The following is an 18,989-nucleotide window of genomic DNA, read 5'->3' as shown; positions in this document are numbered from 1 at the left end:
GCCCGACCCTCCGCGCCTCTGTAAGGGAGCCTTCCGCCATGCCCCGCTCGCTGGACGGCCTCGTCCTCGCTCCCGTCGCCGACCAGGCCCCAGGTCAGGTGGGTACGCGCACCCGGTTCGCGTACCACGAGAAGGACGGCGAGATCTGGGCCGAGTACGCGGGCGGCGACGTCGTGCGCGGCCATCTGGTGGGTACTCGGTCAGGTGACCGGCTGGACTTCCGGTACGTCCAGCTGGGGCATGACGGGACGACGTCCTCGGGGCACTGCGTCTCGATGGTCGTGCAGCTGCCGGACGGGCGGGTGCGGCTGGAGGAGACGTGGCAGTGGGAGTCGCAGCCCGGCAGCGGAACGAGTGTTGTGGAGCAGGTCACTGAGTGAGCACGACGGCTGACTGACAAATAGTCAGTTGTCTATGGTGATCAGGTGAGCGAGCAGACGCAGGAAACGGGCGGGTCGCCACTGCGGCGCGTGGTCGTCGTCGGTGCGGGCATGGCCGGTGTCCAGACCGCGGTCGCCCTGCGCGAACAGGGCTTCACCGGCACCGTGACGCTGATCGGCGCCGAACCCCACCAGCCGTACGACCGGCCGCCGCTGTCCAAGGCGGTGCTGCTCGGCAAGTCCGAGGGCTCCGCCTTCGACGTCGACTTCGAGGCGCTCGGCATCGAACTGCAGCTGGGGCGCGAAGTGCTCGGCGTCCGCCCCGGCGAGCACGAGCTGGACACCGAGAGCGGGCCCGTGCCGTACGACGTCCTGGTCCTCGCCACCGGCGCCGAACCGATCACGCTGCCGGGCACCGAGGGTGTGCCCGGAGTGCATCTGCTGCGCACCCTGGACGACGCCGAGCGGCTGCGGCCCGTGCTCGCCCGGCAGCACGACATCGTGGTCGTCGGCGCGGGCTGGATCGGCGCCGAGTTCGCCACCGCCGCGCGCGAGGCGGGCTGCGCGGTGACGGTCGTCGAGGCCGCGGACCGGCCGCTCGCCGGCGCGCTGCCCGCCGAGGTGGCCGCCCCGATGGCCGGCTGGTACGCCGACGCGGGCGCCGAGCTCCGTACGCACGCACGCGTGGAGCGCATCGAGCCCGGCGCGGTCGTCCTCGACGACGGCTCCCGGCTGCCCGCGGGCGCGGTCGTGGTCGGCATCGGCGCGCGCCCCGCCACGGCCTGGCTGGCAGGCGCCGGCATCGAGCTCGGCGTGCACCGCGAAGTGGTCGCCGACGCCCACCTGCGCACCTCGGCACCGGACGTCTACGCCGTCGGCGACTGCGCCTCCTTCCCTTCGGGAAGGTATGGCGAGCGCCTGCTGGTCCACCACTGGGACAACGCCCTCCAGGGCCCGCGCACGGTGGCCGCGAACATCATCGGCAAGACCACCGGCGAGCCCCCCGCGGTCTACGACCCGGTCCCGTACTTCTGGTCCGAGCAGTTCGGCCGCTTCGTCCAGTACGCCGGCCACCACACCTCCGCCGACACGACCCTGTGGCGCGGCGACCCCTCGGGCTCCGCCTGGTCGGTCTGCTGGCTGCGCGAGAACCGGCTGGTCGCCCTGTTGGCGGTGGGCAGGCCGAGGGATCTGGCGCAGGGCAGACGGCTGATCGAGGGGGGCACCCCGATGGACCCGGAGCTGCTCGCGGATCCGGCGCGGCCCATGAAGGCGGCCACGGCGTAGTACGCGGGACGGCGGCCACGGCGGAGTGTAGAACCCCAGGTCGGACCGTTCTGGCTTCCGACTGTCAGTGCGGGATGGCAGGCTTGATGCCGTGACCGAGATTGACGCAAAGATCGATGCTCTCGTCCCCGCCTGGCTCACCCTCCCCGACATCGCAGAGATGCTCGATGTCGAGGTGACGCGTGTGCGGCAGCTGGTCAAGGAGGGCCAGCTCATCGCCGTACGCCGAGGTGAGAACCGCGCGCTGCACGTCCCCGCCGCCTTCATCGACGGGAGCGAGCAGAAGGTCGTCAAGGGCCTGACCGGCACCTTGACGCTCCTGCGGGACGACGGCTTCACCGACGAAGAGATGATCGAGTGGCTCTTCACTCCCGACGACAGCCTGCCCGGCACCCCCGCGCAGGCCCTGAGCGAGAATCGCGGCACGGAGGTGAAGCGCCGGGCCCAGGCGCTCGCCGTCTGATCCGAACAGGCTGAACCGAACACCGTCCGGCGTACGGGCCGAGGTCCGCGCAGGCAAGGCCGCGGCCGTGGTTCACTGCGGCCCGCAGAAGCAGGCGGCCACGGCCGGCCCGCAGCCCGTACGCCGCCGACCAGGAACGACACCCACGGGGGACCCTCGTATGCCCGACACCGCCACCAGCGCACACGCCGAGCTCGCCGACGCCCGCGTCTACCTCTGCACGGACGCCCGCAGGCGCCAGGGCGACCTGCCCGAGTTCCTGGACGCCGTCCTGGCGGGCGGCGTCGACATCGTGCAGCTGCGCGACAAGGGCATGGAGGCGGCCGAGGAGCTGGAGCACCTGAAGGTCTTCGCCGACGCCTGCGCCCGCCACGGCAGGCTCCTCGCCGTCAACGACCGCGCGGACGTCGCGCACGCCGCCGGCGCCGACGTGCTCCATCTGGGCCAGGGCGACCTCCCGGTGCCCGCGGCCCGCGCGGTCCTCGGCGAGGACGTCCTCATAGGCCGCTCCACCCATGCCGAGTCCGAGGCCGCCGCGGCCGCCGTCCAGGAGGGCGTCGACTACTTCTGCACCGGTCCCTGCTGGCCGACCCCCACCAAGCCCGGCCGCCACGCACCCGGCCTCGACCTGGTCCGGTACACCGCCTCCCTGGGCACCGAGCGCCCCTGGTTCGCCATCGGCGGCATCGACCTCGGCAACCTCGACGAGGTGCTCGAGGCCGGCGCCCGCCGCGTCGTGGTCGTCCGCGCGATCACGGAGGCCGACGATCCGGGCGCGGCGGCGGCGGAGTTCGCGAAGCGGCTGCGAAGCGTGTAGCGCAGGCCCGATCGGGTCCTGTGCCCGGCGGATTGTCCGATGGGCGTCAGGCGGATTGTCCGACGGGAGGTCCGGCGGGTTGTCCGACGAATGTCCGGCTGGTTGTCCGATAGGTGGACAACAAATCGACAAATCAGGCAAATGTCCCGCATCCGGTTGGGGGACCGCCGCCCCCTGACTAACCTGCGGGTATGGCCCTCGGAACCGCATCCACCAGGACTGACCACGCACGCACTGTGCGTGACATGCTCGCGACCGGCAAGACGACGTTCTCGTTCGAGTTCTGGGCTCCGAAGACGGAGAAGGGCGAACGGAACCTTTGGAACGCGCTCCGCAGGGTCGAGGCCGTGGCCCCCAGCTTCGTCTCCGTGACGTACGGGGCGGGCGGCTCCACCCGCGCGGGCACGGTGAAGGCGACGGAGCAGATCGCCGCCGACACCACGCTCACCCCGGTCGCCCACCTCACCGCGGTCAACCACTCCATCGCGGAGCTGCGCAACATCATCGGCCAGTACGCCGACGCCGGGATCCGCAACATGCTCGCGGTGCGCGGCGACCCGCCCGGCGACCCCATGGGCGACTGGGTGCCGCACCCGACGGGCCTGACCTACGCCGCCGAACTCGTCCAGCTCATCAAGGAGTCGGGCGACTTCTGCGTCGGCGTCGCGGCCTTCCCTGAGATGCACCCGCGCTCCGGCGACTGGGACACGGATGTCGCCCACTTCGTCGACAAGTGCCGGGCCGGCGCCGACTACGCCATCACACAGATGTTCTTTCAGCCGGAGTCATATCTTCGGCTGCGTGACCGGGTTGCCGCGGCCGGCTGCGACACCCCCGTCATCCCCGAGGTCATGCCGGTGACCAGCGTGAAGATGCTGGAGCGGCTGCCGCAGCTCAGCAACGCCGCCATCCCCTCCGCCCTGAAAGAGCGGATCCTCACAGCAAAAGACGATCCGACCGCTGTACGCTCCATTGGCATCGAATTCGCCACGGAGTTCTGCGCGCGGCTGCTGGCCGAGGGAGTGCCCGGACTGCACTTCATCACGCTCAACAACTCCACGGCGACGCTGGAAATCTACGAAAACCTGGGCCTGCACCACCCCCCGCAGGCCTAGACCGGCCGCACGGGTATACGACACACTGCGTAGCGGCGACTCGGAGAGGGGCGTACATGGGCTGGACGGTCCTCTACATCGCGTTCGGAATTGTGGCGCTGTGGCTGCTGGGCGAGGTGCTGCTGCAGTACAAGGCGCGCCTGCGCTGGCGGCTGCTCGCCTTCGCCGGCTTCCTCGGCGTCGTGCTCGGGGTGCTGATCCCCTCCGTGATCGTCATCGGTCTCGGCGCTGCCGCGTTCGCCGTCGGCCAGACCTACGTCACGCTGTCGTTCCGCCGCGGCTTCGCGTCCGGCTGGGCGGTCAGCCGGACGGGCATCGGGGGCGTCAGCAAGCGCCGCCGCGGCGAACCGGACCACCAGGACCCGACCCTGGAGGTCTCCGACCTCGAGCCGGGTGACGGCGGCCACGGCGACCAGGGCGCCTACAACCGCGACGGCCTGTCCTATGGCAACGAGGACGACTACGACCGCGACGACGTCTTCACCCCCGCGCGCTCCGGCCAGCCGATGCCCGCTGAGACCACCGCGGTCTACGAGCCGCAGCCCCTGCCTGACGACACCGGCTCCTACGGCATATACAGCGACTCTGCATACGCCACCGCCGACCAGTCCTACGCGAACACCGGCCAGGCCCAGGACCAGTACGCGACGGCCGCCCAGGGCGCCGACCAGTCCTACGGGTACGACTACTCCGGCTACAACCAGCAGCAGTACGGGTACGACACCACGGGCCAGCAGCAGTACGCCGCCTACTCCGACCCGTACATCGGCACCCAGACCTACGGCGGCGGCTACGACGCCTACGGTCAGTACAGCCAGCAGGGCTACGGCCAGGACCAGTACGCCACCGGCACCTACGGCAGCGAGACCACCCCGGCCGGCGGGGTGTGGGTCCCGCAGCAGCGCACCGACGAGGCCTACGGCGGCGAACTGCCGCAGGAGCAGCCCTACCCCTACCAGGACAACAGCCAGGGGCAGGGACAGGCTCAGGGCAACGGATACGACGAGCAGTACCGTTTCTGAGGGCCCCTCAGGCCGGGGCGCTCACTGAGAACCCCGGAACTCCGGGCCCTCCACGATCAGCCCGGCCACCAGCGCGCCCGACATGCCCGCGTGCGGCAGGCCCCCGCCGGGGTGCGACCAGCCTCCGGCGGTGAACAGTCCCGGTACTGCCGTGCTGTTGGACGGGTGCAGGGTTCCCTCCGCGGACGCCAGCGACGGCGGCGGGACGGCGCCGCCCTCTGCCCCCGTCTCCTGCTCGGTGTGCACGGGTGTGCGGACCTCGCGCCACAGGGTCCGCTCACGCAGCCCCGGCACCGCACGCTCGGCGGCGGCGACCATGCGATCCGCGAAGGCATCGGCTGCCCCAGGCGCGGACCAGTCGTACCCCGTCCCGGACGGCACCGTCGCCGTCAGCACCACGCACTCGTGCTCCTCGTCGGGGCGCAGGGCCGGGTCGTCCGGGCGGTCGATCCGTACCGTGGGCCGCTCGGGCGTTGCCCCGGGCCCGAACAGGGACAGCTCGTCCGCCGCATCCGGTGAGTGCACCACCGTACGGTGCACGGCATCCGGCTCCCGCGCGCCCCGCAGCGCGAGGCACACCACCACCCTGCCCGGGTGCAGACCTTCGGCGCCGGGCTCGACGTCCTCCGCCCCGTAGAGCTTCCGGCCCGGCACGAGGCCGCCCAGCCGCCAGGGACCCGTACCGACGACCGCGTCCGCCTCGGCCACCGTCCCTCCCCCAGTGCCGAAAGCCTGGGAGGTGCCCCCAGCCAGCTCCACGCCCGCCGCGCGACCGTCCTTCTCCAGGACCCGGGTGACCTCCGCGCCGAAGACGAACTCGACCTTCCGCGCCAGGCACCGCTCGTACACCGCTCGCGCCAGCTCCCGTATGCCGCCCCGCACATACCAGGTGCCGAAGGCATGCTCCATGTACGGCAGCACGGCCGCGCTCGCCGGAGCGGTGCCGGGGTCGACGCCGTGTGCGAGGGCGTAGCCGTCAAGCAGCGCCGCGAGGCGCGGGTCGCGCAGCTCCCAGGCGCCGACCTCGGCGAGCGTGGCGGCGCGGCGGGTGCGCAGCAGCCGCTTGTGCGGGACCGCCGGGTACGGCTCGCGGTCGGCCAGCACCGACCAGTTGGGCCACAGGGGCTCCTCCAGCAGCGGCCGGCGGGTGCGGTCCCAGGCCTCGCGGGCCCGCACCAGGAAGTCGCCCCAGCGCCCGCCCGCGCCCGCCCCGAGCGCCTCGTCCAGGGCGGCCACGACGCCCGCGCGCGAGGCGTTCGGCAGGGCGACCTCGGTGCCGTCCGCGAAGACGTGCCGCGAGGACGGGTCGACCTGGATCAGCTCGACGCACGCCTCCAGCGGCTCCTTGCCGGTCTTGATGAACAGATCGCGCCAGACCGCGGGCAGTGTCAGCAGCCCGGGACCGGTGTCGAAGCCGAACCCGTCCCGCTCGAAGCGGCGCACCGCTCCGCCGTACGTCTCCGCACGCTCGTACACCGCCACCCGGTGGCCCGCGACGGCCAGCCGGGCGGCGGCCGCCATCGCGCCCATCCCGGCGCCGATCACCGCAATCCGTCCCATGCCTGCGACTTTATCGACCGCCACTGACAGTCACGGCACGGGCGGTCCGCCGGACAAACGCGCAGACCCCGGGCCCGGGGGAGTACGGACACGGACGCGATCGTAACCAGTCGGCAACGGAGTGTTCTGGGCATGAGTGCGCAGGTCTGAGTATCCGTACCTAGGGGGTGAGATGAGTACGCGCGCGGATGGGGCCCGACCTGCGCGAACGAGAGAGTGGAGACACGGAAAGGGGCACGGCTCCGGCACCGGCGACACGGGGCGCCGGAACGGAGCCGCCCCGGATCCGCTCCTTCCGCCGGCCGAGGTCGGCGGGAGCGAGGCACGGGGGAACCCGGGGGAACGACCGAAACGGGGGCCCAACGGGGGAAAACCGGGGGAGCACAACGGGGGAGTACGAAGGAGCGCCGGTTCGAGGTGGCCCGCGGGGGACGCGGCCACATCGGACCGGCGCTTTTCGTATGTGCTCAGCTCCCTTGTGCTCAGCTCCCTTGTGCTCAGTTCCCGCTGCGACCGCTGACGCGCCCCTGGAGCAGCCGGGACAGCGCTGCGTGGACGTCGTCCAGGGAGCGCTCCGGCTGGAAGGACTGCCAGTCCAGGGCGGCTACCAGGACCATGCCGACCAGCGCCGACGCGGTCAGCGGCACATCGATCTCGTCGCTGAACTCGCCTGCCGCCACGCCCTCGCGCAGCACGCCCTCGACGACCGCGACCGCCTGCTGCCTGACCACCATCAGCGTGGACTGCCAGGTCCTGTTGGTGCGCCACAGCTCGGCCACGTACAGCTGCGTGAAGGCCGGATAGCGTTCGATGAAGACGAGACCGGCCCGGATCATCGCGTCCAGGGCGTCCACCTTGCTGCCGCCGTCCCTGGCCGTGCGCTCGGCCGCCTCCCGCAGGGAGGCGGCGAGGAGTCCCACGCCGTGCCGCAGCAGCTCCTCGAAGAGGACCGACTTGCTCGCGAAGTTGTAGTAGACCGTGCCCTTCGCGACCCCGGCCCGCTCGGCGATCTCGTCCACCGTGGTGGCGGAGAAGCCCTGCTCGGCGATGAGCGTGACGGCGGCCTCGTAGAGCTTCTGCCGGGTGGCCTCGCGTCGGGCGCTGCCGCCCGACGTGGCACTGCTGCTTTCCATGGACCTGATTGTCACAGGAGCCGCGCCTCGAGATGTCACCTCCGGGCTCACAGGCTCAGCTCCGGGTGCAGCCGGTCCAGGGTCCACACCTGCCGGCGGCGGGCCGACAGCGCGGTCAGCGCGAGGGCGCCCGCGGTGAACGCTACGAGCACCACGCACGCGTGCCACACCGGTCCCAGGCCGCCGCCCGTGATGAGCCTCCTCAGGGCCTCCACGATGTAGCTCATCGGCAGGAAGGGATGGATCGCGTTGAAGAAGCCGGGGCTGGTCTGCACGGGGTACGTGCCGCCCGCGGACGTCAACTGGAGCATCAGCAGGGCGAGGACGAGGATCCGGCCCGCCGCGCCGAAGCGTGCGTTCAGCCACTGCACGATCGCCCCGAAGCATGCCGCCACCAGGAACAGGAAGCCGACCGTTCCGGCCGCCCGGGTCATCTGCAGGCCGATCGCCCAGTGCAGCACCGACATCAGGGACACCGTCTGCAGTGCGCCGATCGCCACCACCGGCAGCCAGCCCGCCAGCGCGATGCGCCACGCCGGGGCGCCCGTCGCGAGCGCGCGCCGGTTCATCGGTGGGATCAGCATGTACGCCACCATCGCGCCCACCCACAGGGAAAGCGGGATGAAGTACGGGGCGAACCCGGTGCCGTAGTTGGGCGCCTTGTGCAGGTCCTTGGAGACCAGCTTGACGGGGTCGGCCATCACGTCGGTGCGCTGGTTGCGATCCTGTTTGTCGTAGTCGGGAATCTTTCCGGCGCCGTCGTGCAGTCCGCCCGCGAGCTTCCCGGAGCCGTCGACGAGCTTGTACATGCCGCCGTTGAGGGTCTCGGCCCCGGTCTTGAGCTTGCCGACGCCCTCGTCCAGATCTCCGGCGCCGCTCTTGGCGGTACCGAGCCCCTGGTGCAGTTTCTGCGCGCCGGCGGCGACCTTCCCGGCGCCCTCGTTCAGCTTGTTGATCTTGGAGACGGCGTCGTCGAGGTCCTCGGACAGGTGCGGCGCCCGGTCGGCGAGCGCCTGGGCCTGCGTCTGGAGAGTGGCCAGGTTGCTGTCGAGCTTCTTCAGGTCGCCGTGCTGGTCGCCGATCAGCGTGTTCAGGTCGTCGGCGATCGTCGCCACGTCGGCGGCCGCGTCCTTCGCCTTCTTCAGGTCGGAGCAGGCCGGGTCCGGCAGCACGGGATCCTCGCAGCGCGCCCTGTAGACGTCGTTCAGTGCGTTGGAGGCCGCGTGGGCGCCCTTGGCGGCGACCGGGGCCGTCCTGACCAGGGTGTCGAGGTTGTCGCGGATCGCCTTCGAGGAGTCGGCGACGAGCCGGGCGGTGTCCCCGATGGTCTTCTCGTTGTCCTTGAGGAACGGGCCCGCCTTCTTGTCGATCCCGTTGACCTTGTCGGCGAGCGTCTGCGTGCCCGCGGCGACCTGCTTCGAGCCGTCCGCCAGGTCGCCCGCGCCCGTGTCGAGCTTTTTCAGGCCCTGGGACAGCTTGCCGCTGCCGTCCTTGGCGGCCTTCAGCCCGTCGGCGAGGTCCTTGGAGCCCTGCTCGGCCTGCCCGATGCCGCCGTTGAGCTTGTCGGCGCCGTTCGCGGCCTTCACCGTCGCGCCGTGGATGTCGGAGAACGAGATGAAGATCTTGTCCAGGAAGGATCGCGACGCCTTCGTGGACGCGGCCTGGCGCACCTCGCTGAACACCGTCCGGGAGATCTGCCCGACGATGTAGTTGTTCGCGTCGTTCGTACGCACCTGGAGCGCGCCCGTCTCCGGGGAGGCGCCCGCGCTGGACGCGATCCGCCTGCTGAAGTCGGACGGCATGGTCAGCGACAGGTAGTACGTGCCGTCCTCCACGCCCGCGCGTGCCTCGTCGGCACTCACCTCGTGCCAGTCGAAGGTGTCGCTCTCGCGCAGCCCCTCGGTGATGGCGTCGCCCGCGGCGATCTTCTTCCCGTCGGCACTCGCCCCCTTGTCGTCGTTGACGAGCGCCACGGGGATGCGGTCCAGGCGGCCGTACGGGTCCCAGAACGACCACAGGTACAGGGCGCCGTACAGCAGCGGCAGCACCAGCAGCGCCACCATGGCGGCTCGCGGCAGCTTGCCCCTGCGGAAGCGCCTGAGCTCAAGAGCGGCCAGTTTCGGCGAGCGCATCGGCCTTCTCCTTCCCTGTGGTGGCCACGACGACGGTGTCCTGCGGAGCCTCGCTGCACACCGCCACGACGGTCGTTCCGGCTTCGGCGATCGACCTCAACAGCGTCCAGACCTGGCCCCGTTCGGCGTCCGAGAGCTTCAGGTCGGTGTCGTCGACGGCGAGCAGCCGGGGCCGGCCGAGCAGGGCGAGCGCGATGGACAGCCGCAGCGCCTCCAGCCGCTCCAGATCGCGTACGACCGTCCGGGAGCCCTTGGGCAGGGCCTCCCGGTCCAGCCCGGCGGCGGTCAGCGCGGTGTCGATGCGCAGCTTGGCCTCGGCCGTGCGCTCGGCACGCGGGCGCAGCAGCGCGCGCAGCGAGTCGCCGAACCGCCGCTGCAGCAGCGCCCGTTCGAGCAGATGCTCGCCCACGGTCAGGGCCGGCTCGAGGTCGGTGACCCCGGCGACGTGCGCGAGCCCGCTGACTCGGCGCACGGCCGCCATCTGCTTGGGCAGCTTCCACTCGCCCACCGCGGCCGCTCCCGCGGTGGGCTTCATCCGTCCCGTGAGCGCGAGCAGCAGGCAGGTGCGGCCGGACCCGGACGGTCCCTCGATCGCGATCAGCGCGCCGGGCTCCGCGTCGAACGTGACGTCGCGGAAGGCCCAGCCGCGAGGGCCCCTGAGTCCGAGGCCGCGGGCCGTGACACCGATTCCGGGCACGGTTTCCCCCCATCCCCTGAAATTGAACTGACTGGTCAGTGCAAAAACTATCCCGAACCTTCGATCGAAGCAAAAGCGCAGGTCAGAACGGATTGTCAGTGGCATACCGCACGATGGGCACATACGGCACCCCGTTTCAGGGCATGCCGTCACGCAGACGACAGGAGGTTCGTCATGGCCACCTACCACGCAGCCGCCGCCCGCCGGCGCCGTGCCACCGGCCCTGCCCCCTCACTGACCGGCCCGGCGAGCGACGTCCACCCGGTGCTCCGCCGGACCACGGCCCCGCCCGCCGCCCTCGACCTGCTCGCCCAGGCCCGCGCCGGACTGGACGAGGCGGCCGTCCTCGAAACGCCCAACGAGCGCTATGCCACCGCCCACCTCGCCGCCCTGCGCACGGCCGCCGCCGTGCTCGCCGCGCGAGGCCGCCCCGAGCCCACCTCCCGACGCCGCGCCCGCATCAGGAGCGCCTGGGAAGTGCTCCCCGAAATCGCGCCCGAACTGACCGAGTGGAGCGCGCTGTTCGCCTCCGGGGCACGGCGCCGCGCCCTGGCCGAGGCGGGTATCCAGGGCGCGGCCAACCGCCGGGACGCCGACGACCTGATACGCGACGTGGCGATGTTCCTGCGCCTCGTCGAGCGGATGCTCGTCCTCCAGCCGGTCCTGCCGCAGCCGCGCCAGGACGCCGACCACCCGCAGGCCGACGCGGAGAGCGACCGCGGCTTCCCGGACACGGGATGAGCGAGTCCGCCTTACGAGACGTTCGGCGGGTGTGCCTTTGCGGTGACCAGCTGGGGCAGTGGAGGCAATAGGGTGGAGGGCGCCTGAAGCCTTCCCTCCCGTACCCCGGCAGGGGAGGCGCCCCGTTCGCTCCGCCGTGCAATGGGCGGTGCCGCGCCGAGGAGTCAACTGCCGTGTCGGACCCGAGCCGCCCCCGCGCCTCCCTCCGTACCGCCGTGGTCTGGGAGGTCCTCCAGGACGCCCTCGAACGCCGGGTGAAGGCCACCGGGCGGGAGTCCCTTGACGTTCTCGACACCGGGGGCGGCAGCGGCAAGTTCGCGGTGCCCGTCGCCAGCCTCGGCCATCGGGTCACCGTCGTCGACCCCAGCCCCAACGCGCTGTTCGCACTGGAGCGCCGCACTGCCGAGGCCGGCGTCGCCGACCGTGTGAAGGGCGTCCAGGGCGACGCCCACGGCCTCTTCGACGTGGTCGAGCGCGGCGGTTACGACGTGGTGCTGTGCCACGGCGTCCTGGAGTACGTCGACGACCCGGCCGAGGGCGTGCGCAACGCCGTGGCCGCCCTGCGCTCCGAGGGCGTTCTCAGTCTCCTCGCCGCGGGCCTCGGCGGCGCCGTGCTCGCGCGCGCCCTCGCCGGCCACTTCAAGGAGGCGAGGCAGGCCCTCGCCGACCCGAACGGCCGCTGGGGCGCGGGCGACCCCGTGCCGCGCCGCTTCACCGCCGACCAGCTCACCGAGCTGGTCGAGGGCGCGGGCCTCAGGGTCGGCGCCGTGCACGGCGTGCGGGTCTTCGCCGACCTCGTCCCGGGCGTCCTCGTGGACACCGAGCCCGGCGCCCTGGAGGCGCTGCTGAAGCTGGAGGAGGCGGCGGCCGAACTCCCCGCCTTCCACTCCGTGGCCACCCAGCTCCACGTGCTCGGCGAGACGCAGGGGGCCGCCGAGGCCTGAGCCGCCTCCTGAGGTGCGCCGCTGATCAGGGACTTGGCCGCACATGGAGTACGCCACAGGCCCCCCGATCGGGCGTTCAGCGCCGTATGATCGAGGGAGACCGTCCGGCATGACGGGTCGGCCGTTGGGGAATGCAAGCTTCAACGAGCCGGGACGTCCATGGCGGATTCCGGTTGGCCAATTGGCGCAGAGGGGCGGGTTTCACGGGGGCGATTCCCTGCCTATCCTGAAGGGACCCCCCGGGTCGCCCCGGCGACTGCACGATGAGGAGGACTCCGTGCCGCTCTCGGAGCACGAGCAGCGCATGCTCGAGCAGATGGAGCGAGCGCTGTACGCCGAAGATCCCAAGTTCGCGTCGGCGCTTGAGGGAAGCGGGCTGCGTACGTACACCCGGCGGCGGGTCTACCAGGCGGTCGCGGGCTTCCTCGTGGGTATCGCGCTCCTCATGGCTGGAATGGTCGCCAAGCAGGTCTGGCTCAGCGTGGTGGGCTTCCTGGTCATGCTGGGGTGTGCCGTGCTTGCCGTGACCGGCTGGCGCAAGGCCCCGAAGCCGGGCGAACAGCCCGCAGCCGGTGCCCCGCACGCGCGCCGTCAGGCACGGCAGAAGCGCTCCGTGATGGACCGCATCGAGCAGCGCTGGCAGCGCCGCCGCGACGAACAGGGCGGCCACTAGTTCCTCTCCCACCGTTCATCTCGGACGGTGCCTCTCAGACACAAGTGAGGGGGTGACCACCCGCCGGGTGGTCACCCCCTCACACATGCCCGGAAGACCGGCGCGGTGCGGTCGGCCGCTCTGCGCCGTCAGCCGCTCTGCTGCCCGGTCGGCCGTCGTACCAGCGTCGACCAGCGGCCGGCACAGCGGGCCTTGAAGGCCGTCCAGCGGTCCGTGAGGTCCCACACCGCGCGGATCGCCGACCGGGGCGCCACGACGGCCCGCACCCGGGTGGTCCAGCTGACCTTGGACCGCAGCGCCGCCCGCAGCCTGCGCACCTGGTCGGCCAGTCCGGGCACGTCCCGCGGCTCCGGTGCGAACAGCACCTGCTCGACCGCACTCGCCACCCGGTGCACCGACTCGGCCGTCGCCGGGTCCAGCTGCCCGAGCCGCACGATGCGCGCGGCCGCCTTGCGCGGGGTCAGTGCGTCGTCCGGCACGATGCCGTAGTCCCAGGCCGTGTCGGTGAGTTCCCGCCAGACGGCCAGGACGTGGCCCGCGGCCACCTCCGCGGCGTACCGCGCATCGGCCTCGACCGGCAGCGCCGAAACGTCGACGTCGTCCGTGGTCCCCGCGTCCGCGCTCCGTGCCTTGCGGCCCTCCCGGCTCAGCGCCGGGCCGGAGACGGCGTGCTGGGCCGAGGCCAGCCGCACCGAGCGCCGCCGCAGGCGCCACAGCATGGGCAGCAGCGGCACGGCGACCGCCAGGAGCCCCAGCAGAGACCATCCGGCGATCTTGTACCAGGGGAGGCCGCCGTCGCCCGGCTTGGCCGTGTCCAGCGGGAGCGCGGCGGCGCATGCATCGAGCTTCTTCTGCTGCGCCGAGCAGCTCGTGCTCGCCGACGGCGCCGCCGACGCGGACGAACCCGCCGACTGCGAGGAGCGAGGCACGTCGGGGAGACTGTTGCCCGGCGTGTCCGACTGCGTGTACGAGGGGGTCACGCCCCGGTTCGGGGTCGGCTCGAAGCGGGTCCAGCCCACGCCCTCGAAGTACAGCTCGGGCCAGGCGTGCGCGTCCTTCAGCCCCACCGACACCGAGCCGTCCGCCTGCGGCGTACCCGGGGCGAAGCCCACCGCGACCCGGGCCGGTATGCCCAGGCTGCGGGCCATCGCCGCCATCGCGAAGGAGAAGTGGACGCAGAAGCCCTGCTTGTCCTTCAGGAAGCGGGCGATCGCCTGGGAGCCGCTGCCGACCTGCACCTGGGTGCTGTACTGGAAGCCGCCGTTCAGGGCGAAGTAGTCCTGGAGCTTGACCGCCTGCTCGTAGTGGCTGGTCGCACCGTCGGTGACCTTGCGGGCGGTCCTGGCCACCACCGCGGGCAGCGAGTCCGGCAGCTTGGTGTAGTCGCGCTTCAGGGACGCGGGCGGCTCCGGAGCGTCGGCGAGCTGCTCCGCCGTCGGCTGCACATCGAGGCTCCTGACCAGATAGGTCTTCCCCCGGGTGTTCTCGCCGTGGTCGCCGACCAGCGTCATGCCCACCGGTTCGTAGCGCCATTTGCCGCCGACGTCCACGCCGCTCGGCGGGTAAGGCATCGGCAGCCAGTCCTGGGCGTACCAGTCGGCGGCCGAGATACGCGTCTCTATCTCCGCCCGCTTGACGTCCGCGCCCAGGCCGATCGGGGTCGGGAACTTGTCGGGTACGCCGGTGACGTGCCGCTTGGACGGTTTCCAGGTGCTGCCGTCGAAGTCGTCCAGGGACACGATCCGCAGGTACAGATTGGAGATGTCGTTGCTGTTGGTCTTCAGGGACATGACCTGGCGGTCCTCGTCCACGTTCAGACTGTCGCGCAGGGACACCAGCGGGTTCACCGCGGAGATCGTGCCGCCGCTTCCGTTACCGCCGCCCACGCCCCTCCCCGCCGCGTCCAGCAGACCGCCGTTCATCGCGGGCAGGGCTATCGGCACCACCAGGGCGACACCCAGCGCGACCACCCCGATACGGCGCCCGGTGCGCACCGGCGCCACCGCGCCGGGCTCCCCGCCCGGGCTGCGGGCCGCCCCGCCGAAGACCCGGCCCCACTGCGAGAGCCGCTCGCGTCCCTCGGCCAGGAGCAGCATCAGATAGCCGCCCGCCGCGACCAGGAACCACAGCCAGTCGGCGCCGCCTTCGGACAGCCCCGCGGCGACGGAGTACAGCGCGAGCAGCGGCAGACCGGCCGGGGCCGCGCTGCGGAAGGTCACCGCGAGGGTGTCCACCGCGAGGCCGATCACCATGACCCCGCCGAGGATCATCAACCGGATGCCCTCGGACTCCAGAGGCGCCGGGATCGCATACCGCGCGATGTCGTTGCTCCCCTGCTGCAGCAGGTCCGCGAAGTGACGGAACGCGTCAGGGCCGGGGACGATGCCTATGAGGGCCTGCTGCCGGGCGAAGACCAGGGTCAGCATCATCAGCGTGACCAGCGCCTGCGCCGCCACCGTCAGCGGCCGCGCCAGCGGCACCCGCCGGGTGGCCGCGCCCACGCCCGTCTGCACGCCGAGCATGACGGCCACCTGCAGGATCCAGGTCGCCGGCGAGACCAGTGGCAGCAGGGAGCAGGACGCCATCAGGGTGGCCGCCCAGGCGCACAGCGCCAGTCGTGCCCGCCCGCTCATGAGCCCGTCCCCTCACCGCTCGTCCCGCTCGTCACGGCGAGTCCCGTGCGCTCGCGGTCCGCCTGACGCCACAGTTCCGGGAGCGATGCGGCCCGCGGCACCTTGAGGGCCGTCCAGCCCGCCTCCCGCAGCATCCGCAGCCGTTCCTCGCTCCTGTCCGACGGACCGGGCACATCGCTCGGTTCCCGCACCCAGACGTTGCTGTCCAGCAGGAAGGCGACCGCGCCTCCGCTGCGCTGCCGCATCTTGGCGACCACCGCCGCCTGCTCCTCGTCGAGGTCGCCGAAGAAGGCCACCAGCAGCCCCTCGTTCCCGCCGCGCAGCACGTCGTACGCCCGCGACAGGCCCGCGCCGTCCGAGTGGTCGACCACCGCGAGGGTGTCCATCATCAGCCCGGCCGCGTCCGCCGTCTCCTGGCTGGCGCCGGCGAACCCGTCGGCGCCCTCGCCGGGCACCGAGTTGCCGGTGTCGGTCAACAGCCGTACGGAAAAGCCCCGTTCGAGCATGTGCACCAGGACGGATGCCGTGCCCGAGACCGCCCATTCAAAGGCCGAGTCGGGGCCCGCGCCCTGGAAGGCGAGGCCCCGGGTGTCGAGCAGCACCGTGCAGCGGGCGCGCTGGGGCTGCTCCTCGCGGCGCACCATCAGCTCGCCGTAGCGGGCGGTGGAGCGCCAGTGGACGCGGCGCAGATCGTCGCCGTAGCGGTATCCGCGCGGGATCACGTCGTCCTCGCCGGCCAGGGCCAGCGAGCGCTGCCGCCCGTCGCCGTACCCCTTCGACTCCCCGCTGAGGCGCACCGGAGGCAGCGCCTCCACGCGCGGGATCACGGTCAGGGTGTCGTAGGTCGAGAAGGACCGGGTCAGCTCGCACATCCCGAACGGGTCGGTCAGGCGCAGCTGCAGCGGGCCCAGCGGGTAGCGGCCGCGCAGGTCGGAGCGGACCCGGTAGGACACCTCGCGGCGGCCGCCCGGCTCCACCCGGTCCAGTACGAAGCGGGGGCGCGGGCCGAGCACGTAGGGCACCCGGTCCTGGAGCATCAGCAGGCCCGTGGGCAGCCGCGAGACGTTGTCCATCCGCAGATGGACGCGGGCCTCGCTGCCGGCGGGCACGCGCGCGGGGGAGAGCCGGCGGCTGCCGGCCACCCGGTAGCGCGTGCGGTAGAGGAACAGCGCGCAGATCAGGGGCAGCGCGGCGAGCAGCAGACCGACCCGCAGCAGGTCGCTCTGTCCCAGGACGTAGGCGCAGATGGCGGCCGCGATGCCGGCGGCCAGGAAGGAGCGTCCGCGGGTGGTCAGGCCCGCCAGAGCGGTGCGGACGCCGCCCTTCTCGTTGTGTCCGGTGTCCGGGTGCCCCGTTCCCCCGGTGGTCATCACAGCCTCCGCGGCGGCTGCTGGGGGTACGCGGGCGTGCCGCGGCCGAGGCCGCCGAAGCCCGGCTGCTGCTGGGGCGCCGCGGGTACCGGGGTGCGCTGCAGGATCTCCTGCACGACCTGCTCCGAGGTGCGGCGGTTGAGCTGCGCCTGGGCGGTGGGCAGCAGACGGTGGGCCAGGACGGCGACGGCGAGCGCCTGCACGTCGTCCGGCAGGGCGTACTCCCGGCCGCTCAGGGCGGCGGAGGCCTTCGCCGCGCGCAGCAGGTGCAGCGTCGCGCGCGGGGAGGCGCCGAGTCTGAGGTCGGGGTGGGTGCGCGTGGCGGAGACCAGGTCCACCGCGTACCGCCGGACCGCGTCGGCGACGTGGACGCCGCGGACGGCCTCGACCAGCTTCACGATGTCGTGCGCGTGCGCCACCGGCTGCAGGTCGTCCAGCGGGTTCACCCCGCCGTGGATGTCGAGCATCTGCAGCTCGGCGTCCGCGCTGGGGTAGCCGATGGAGACCCGGGCCATGAAGCGGTCGCGCTGGGCCTCGGGCAGCGGGTAGGTGCCCTCCATCTCGACCGGGTTCTGGGTGGCCACCACCATGAAGGGGCTGGGCAGCTCGTAGGTCTGCCCGTCGATGGTGACCTGGCGCTCCTCCATCGACTCCAGGAGCGCGGACTGCGTCTTGGGCGAGGCGCGGTTGATCTCGTCGCCGATCACGATCTGCGCGAAGATCGCGCCCGGCTTGAACTCGAAGTCCCGGCGTTGCTGGTCCCAGATGGACACACCCGTGATGTCCGAGGGCAGCAGGTCGGGCGTGAACTGGATCCGCCGCACCGAACAGTCGATGGACTTCGCCAGCGCCTTGGCGAGCATGGTCTTGCCCACGCCCGGCACATCCTCGATCAGAAGATGTCCCTCGGCGAGCAGTACGGTCAGCGAAAGCCGTACGACCTCGGGCTTGCCCTCGATCACTCCTTCCACCGAACTGCGGACCCGCTCCACAGTGGCAGTCAGATCTGTAAGGCTCGCTCGATCGTCATAGGTCGTCACCCGGCCCTCCTCGGCCCGTTCTTTCTCCGGGCCGTCGCGCTCTGCGATGCGGACCGGCCCACCCCGAAACACGGACACCACGCGTGAATAGTTCCGCGTGACGCCACACCCCGCATTCTTGCTGCCGTTACCGATTCGTGTCACTCGACTGTGGACAACTGGCTGCGGTATGTCGGGTTTTACGACGCTTGGGCTCCAGCATGCGCGGGATTTGCGAAAAACGAGAAGGGCCGGGGGCCGTCACGCGGGGTCGATCTCGCGCAGCAGACCCGTCTTCACGTCGAAGACGAAGCCCCTCACGTCGTCGGTGTGCAGCAGGAACGGCGAGGTCCGCACCCGCTGCATGGACTGCCGTACGTCCTGGTCGACGTCCCGGAAGGACTCCACCGCCCAGGCCGGACGCTGGCCGACCTCCATCTCCAGGTCGTGCCGGAATTCCTCGGTGAGGGTCTCCAGGCCACAGCCGGTGTGGTGGATGAGGACGATGCTGCGGGTGCCGAGCGCGCGCTGGCTGATGGTCAGGGAGCGGATCACGTCGTCGGTGACGACGCCGCCCGCGTTGCGGATGGTGTGGCAGTCGCCGAGCTCCAGGCCGAGCGCGGCGTGCAGGTCGAGGCGGGCGTCCATGCAGGCCACGATGGCGACGTGCAGCACCGGGTGGGCGTCCATACCCGGGTCGGTGAACGCATGGGCGTACCGTTCGTTCGCCTCGACGAGGCGGTCGGTGACGGTCTCGCCGCCGGATATGGCGCCTTCGGGTCCTGCGGGTACCGATGCAGAAGTCGTCATAGCTATGACGGTACTGGTCACATGCGGTCCGGTCTTGGTGTGAGAGCGGGAGAAGAGCGTCATCACAGTCCTCTTGTGAGGTAACCCACATGGGTGGCGGAGGTGAAGCCGTACGGGTGATTTTCCCGGATTTGCCGCTTCACACTCACACTGTTCCGCGACGCGCAGGCCGGTTGATTGACCGCGAGACACC

Annotated in this window: 17 protein-coding genes; 9 read left to right on the top strand and 8 right to left on the bottom strand. The window is 71.7% G+C overall.

All coding sequences use genetic code 11. The annotated features are described in order from the left end of the window. Positions 1-38 precede the first annotated feature (38 nt). The 6 genes from ACFY10_RS02210 to ACFY10_RS02185 all read left to right on the top strand — a co-directional run bounded on the left by ACFY10_RS02210 (position 39) and on the right by ACFY10_RS02185 (position 5,084). Positions 39-380 (top strand): hypothetical protein, encoded by a 342-nt coding sequence (locus tag ACFY10_RS02210; protein ID WP_390663117.1) that lies wholly within the window; start codon positions 39-41, stop codon positions 378-380. Between the two features lie 45 nt (positions 381-425). Further along, entirely contained in the window at positions 426-1,667 is a 1,242-nt protein-coding gene (locus ACFY10_RS02205; protein ID WP_390663116.1) for an NAD(P)/FAD-dependent oxidoreductase, read from the top strand. Between the two features lie 91 nt (positions 1,668-1,758). After that, the gene (locus ACFY10_RS02200) at positions 1,759-2,130 is read left to right on the top strand and encodes an Rv2175c family DNA-binding protein (RefSeq protein WP_390663115.1); all 372 of its coding nucleotides are present in this window, start codon (positions 1,759-1,761) and stop codon (positions 2,128-2,130) included. 160 nt (positions 2,131-2,290) lie between these two features. Beyond that, entirely contained in the window at positions 2,291-2,947 is a 657-nt protein-coding gene (gene thiE, locus ACFY10_RS02195) for a thiamine phosphate synthase (protein WP_390663114.1), read from the top strand. A 191-nt stretch (positions 2,948-3,138) separates the two neighbouring features. Beyond that, positions 3,139-4,062 (top strand): methylenetetrahydrofolate reductase [NAD(P)H], encoded by a 924-nt coding sequence (gene metF / locus ACFY10_RS02190; protein ID WP_390663113.1) that lies wholly within the window; start codon positions 3,139-3,141, stop codon positions 4,060-4,062. A 56-nt stretch (positions 4,063-4,118) separates the two neighbouring features. After that, a complete protein-coding gene (locus ACFY10_RS02185; protein WP_390663111.1) occupies positions 4,119-5,084 on the top strand; it encodes a hypothetical protein in 966 nt (321 codons plus the stop codon). Between the two features lie 21 nt (positions 5,085-5,105). Here ACFY10_RS02185 and ACFY10_RS02180 read toward each other — a convergent pair whose 3' ends face one another. The 4 genes from ACFY10_RS02180 to ACFY10_RS02165 form a co-directional block, all read right to left on the bottom strand. Beyond that, complete coding sequence (locus ACFY10_RS02180; protein WP_390663110.1) at positions 5,106-6,644, bottom strand: phytoene desaturase family protein; 1,539 nt, start codon at positions 6,642-6,644, stop codon at positions 5,106-5,108. Between the two features lie 497 nt (positions 6,645-7,141). Then, positions 7,142-7,777, bottom strand: a complete 636-nt coding sequence (locus ACFY10_RS02175) for a TetR/AcrR family transcriptional regulator (RefSeq protein ID WP_390663109.1) — start codon at positions 7,775-7,777, stop codon at positions 7,142-7,144. A 47-nt stretch (positions 7,778-7,824) separates the two neighbouring features. Then, positions 7,825-9,909, bottom strand: coding sequence for a YhgE/Pip family protein (locus tag ACFY10_RS02170; protein WP_390663108.1), 2,085 nt, complete (start codon positions 9,907-9,909; stop codon positions 7,825-7,827). Beyond that, a complete protein-coding gene (locus tag ACFY10_RS02165; protein ID WP_390663107.1) occupies positions 9,881-10,606 on the bottom strand; it encodes an ATP-binding cassette domain-containing protein in 726 nt (241 codons plus the stop codon). Before ACFY10_RS02165 ends, ACFY10_RS02170 begins: the two co-directional genes overlap by 29 nt. A gap of 174 nt (positions 10,607-10,780) precedes the next feature. Between ACFY10_RS02165 and ACFY10_RS02160 the strand changes: the two genes are divergently transcribed. From ACFY10_RS02160 to ACFY10_RS02150, 3 genes are all read left to right on the top strand, one after another. After that, positions 10,781-11,347 carry an SAV_6107 family HEPN domain-containing protein gene (locus ACFY10_RS02160; protein ID WP_390663106.1) on the top strand — a complete coding sequence of 189 codons (567 nt, stop codon included), beginning with the start codon at positions 10,781-10,783 and terminating at the stop codon, positions 11,345-11,347. A 173-nt stretch (positions 11,348-11,520) separates the two neighbouring features. Further along, positions 11,521-12,291 carry a methyltransferase gene (locus tag ACFY10_RS02155; RefSeq protein WP_390663105.1) on the top strand — a complete coding sequence of 257 codons (771 nt, stop codon included), beginning with the start codon at positions 11,521-11,523 and terminating at the stop codon, positions 12,289-12,291. Between the two features lie 277 nt (positions 12,292-12,568). Continuing rightward, a complete protein-coding gene (locus ACFY10_RS02150) occupies positions 12,569-12,964 on the top strand; it encodes a DUF3040 domain-containing protein (RefSeq protein ID WP_390663104.1) in 396 nt (131 codons plus the stop codon). Between the two features lie 128 nt (positions 12,965-13,092). Here ACFY10_RS02150 and ACFY10_RS02145 read toward each other — a convergent pair whose 3' ends face one another. From ACFY10_RS02145 to ACFY10_RS02130, 4 genes are all read right to left on the bottom strand, one after another. Beyond that, a complete protein-coding gene (locus ACFY10_RS02145; protein WP_390663103.1) occupies positions 13,093-15,597 on the bottom strand; it encodes a DUF3488 and DUF4129 domain-containing transglutaminase family protein in 2,505 nt (834 codons plus the stop codon). Further along, on the bottom strand, positions 15,594-16,967 hold the full coding sequence (locus ACFY10_RS02140; protein WP_390663102.1) for a DUF58 domain-containing protein: 1,374 nt from the start codon (positions 16,965-16,967) through the stop codon (positions 15,594-15,596). Before ACFY10_RS02140 ends, ACFY10_RS02145 begins: the two co-directional genes overlap by 4 nt. After that, a complete protein-coding gene (locus tag ACFY10_RS02135) occupies positions 16,967-18,007 on the bottom strand; it encodes an AAA family ATPase (protein WP_390663101.1) in 1,041 nt (346 codons plus the stop codon). The genes ACFY10_RS02140 and ACFY10_RS02135 overlap by 1 nt, the downstream gene beginning before the upstream one ends. Before the next feature lie 240 nt (positions 18,008-18,247). Continuing rightward, complete coding sequence (locus ACFY10_RS02130) at positions 18,248-18,796, bottom strand: beta-class carbonic anhydrase (RefSeq protein ID WP_390663100.1); 549 nt, start codon at positions 18,794-18,796, stop codon at positions 18,248-18,250. Positions 18,797-18,989 lie beyond the last annotated feature (193 nt).

It is taken from the genome of Streptomyces sp. NPDC001401, from assembly GCF_042895385.1.
In the GTDB taxonomy this organism is placed as follows: domain Bacteria; phylum Actinomycetota; class Actinomycetes; order Streptomycetales; family Streptomycetaceae; genus Streptomyces.
The sequence above is the reverse complement of the archived record's forward strand: the minus strand, read 5'-3'. Positions and strand labels throughout refer to the sequence as shown.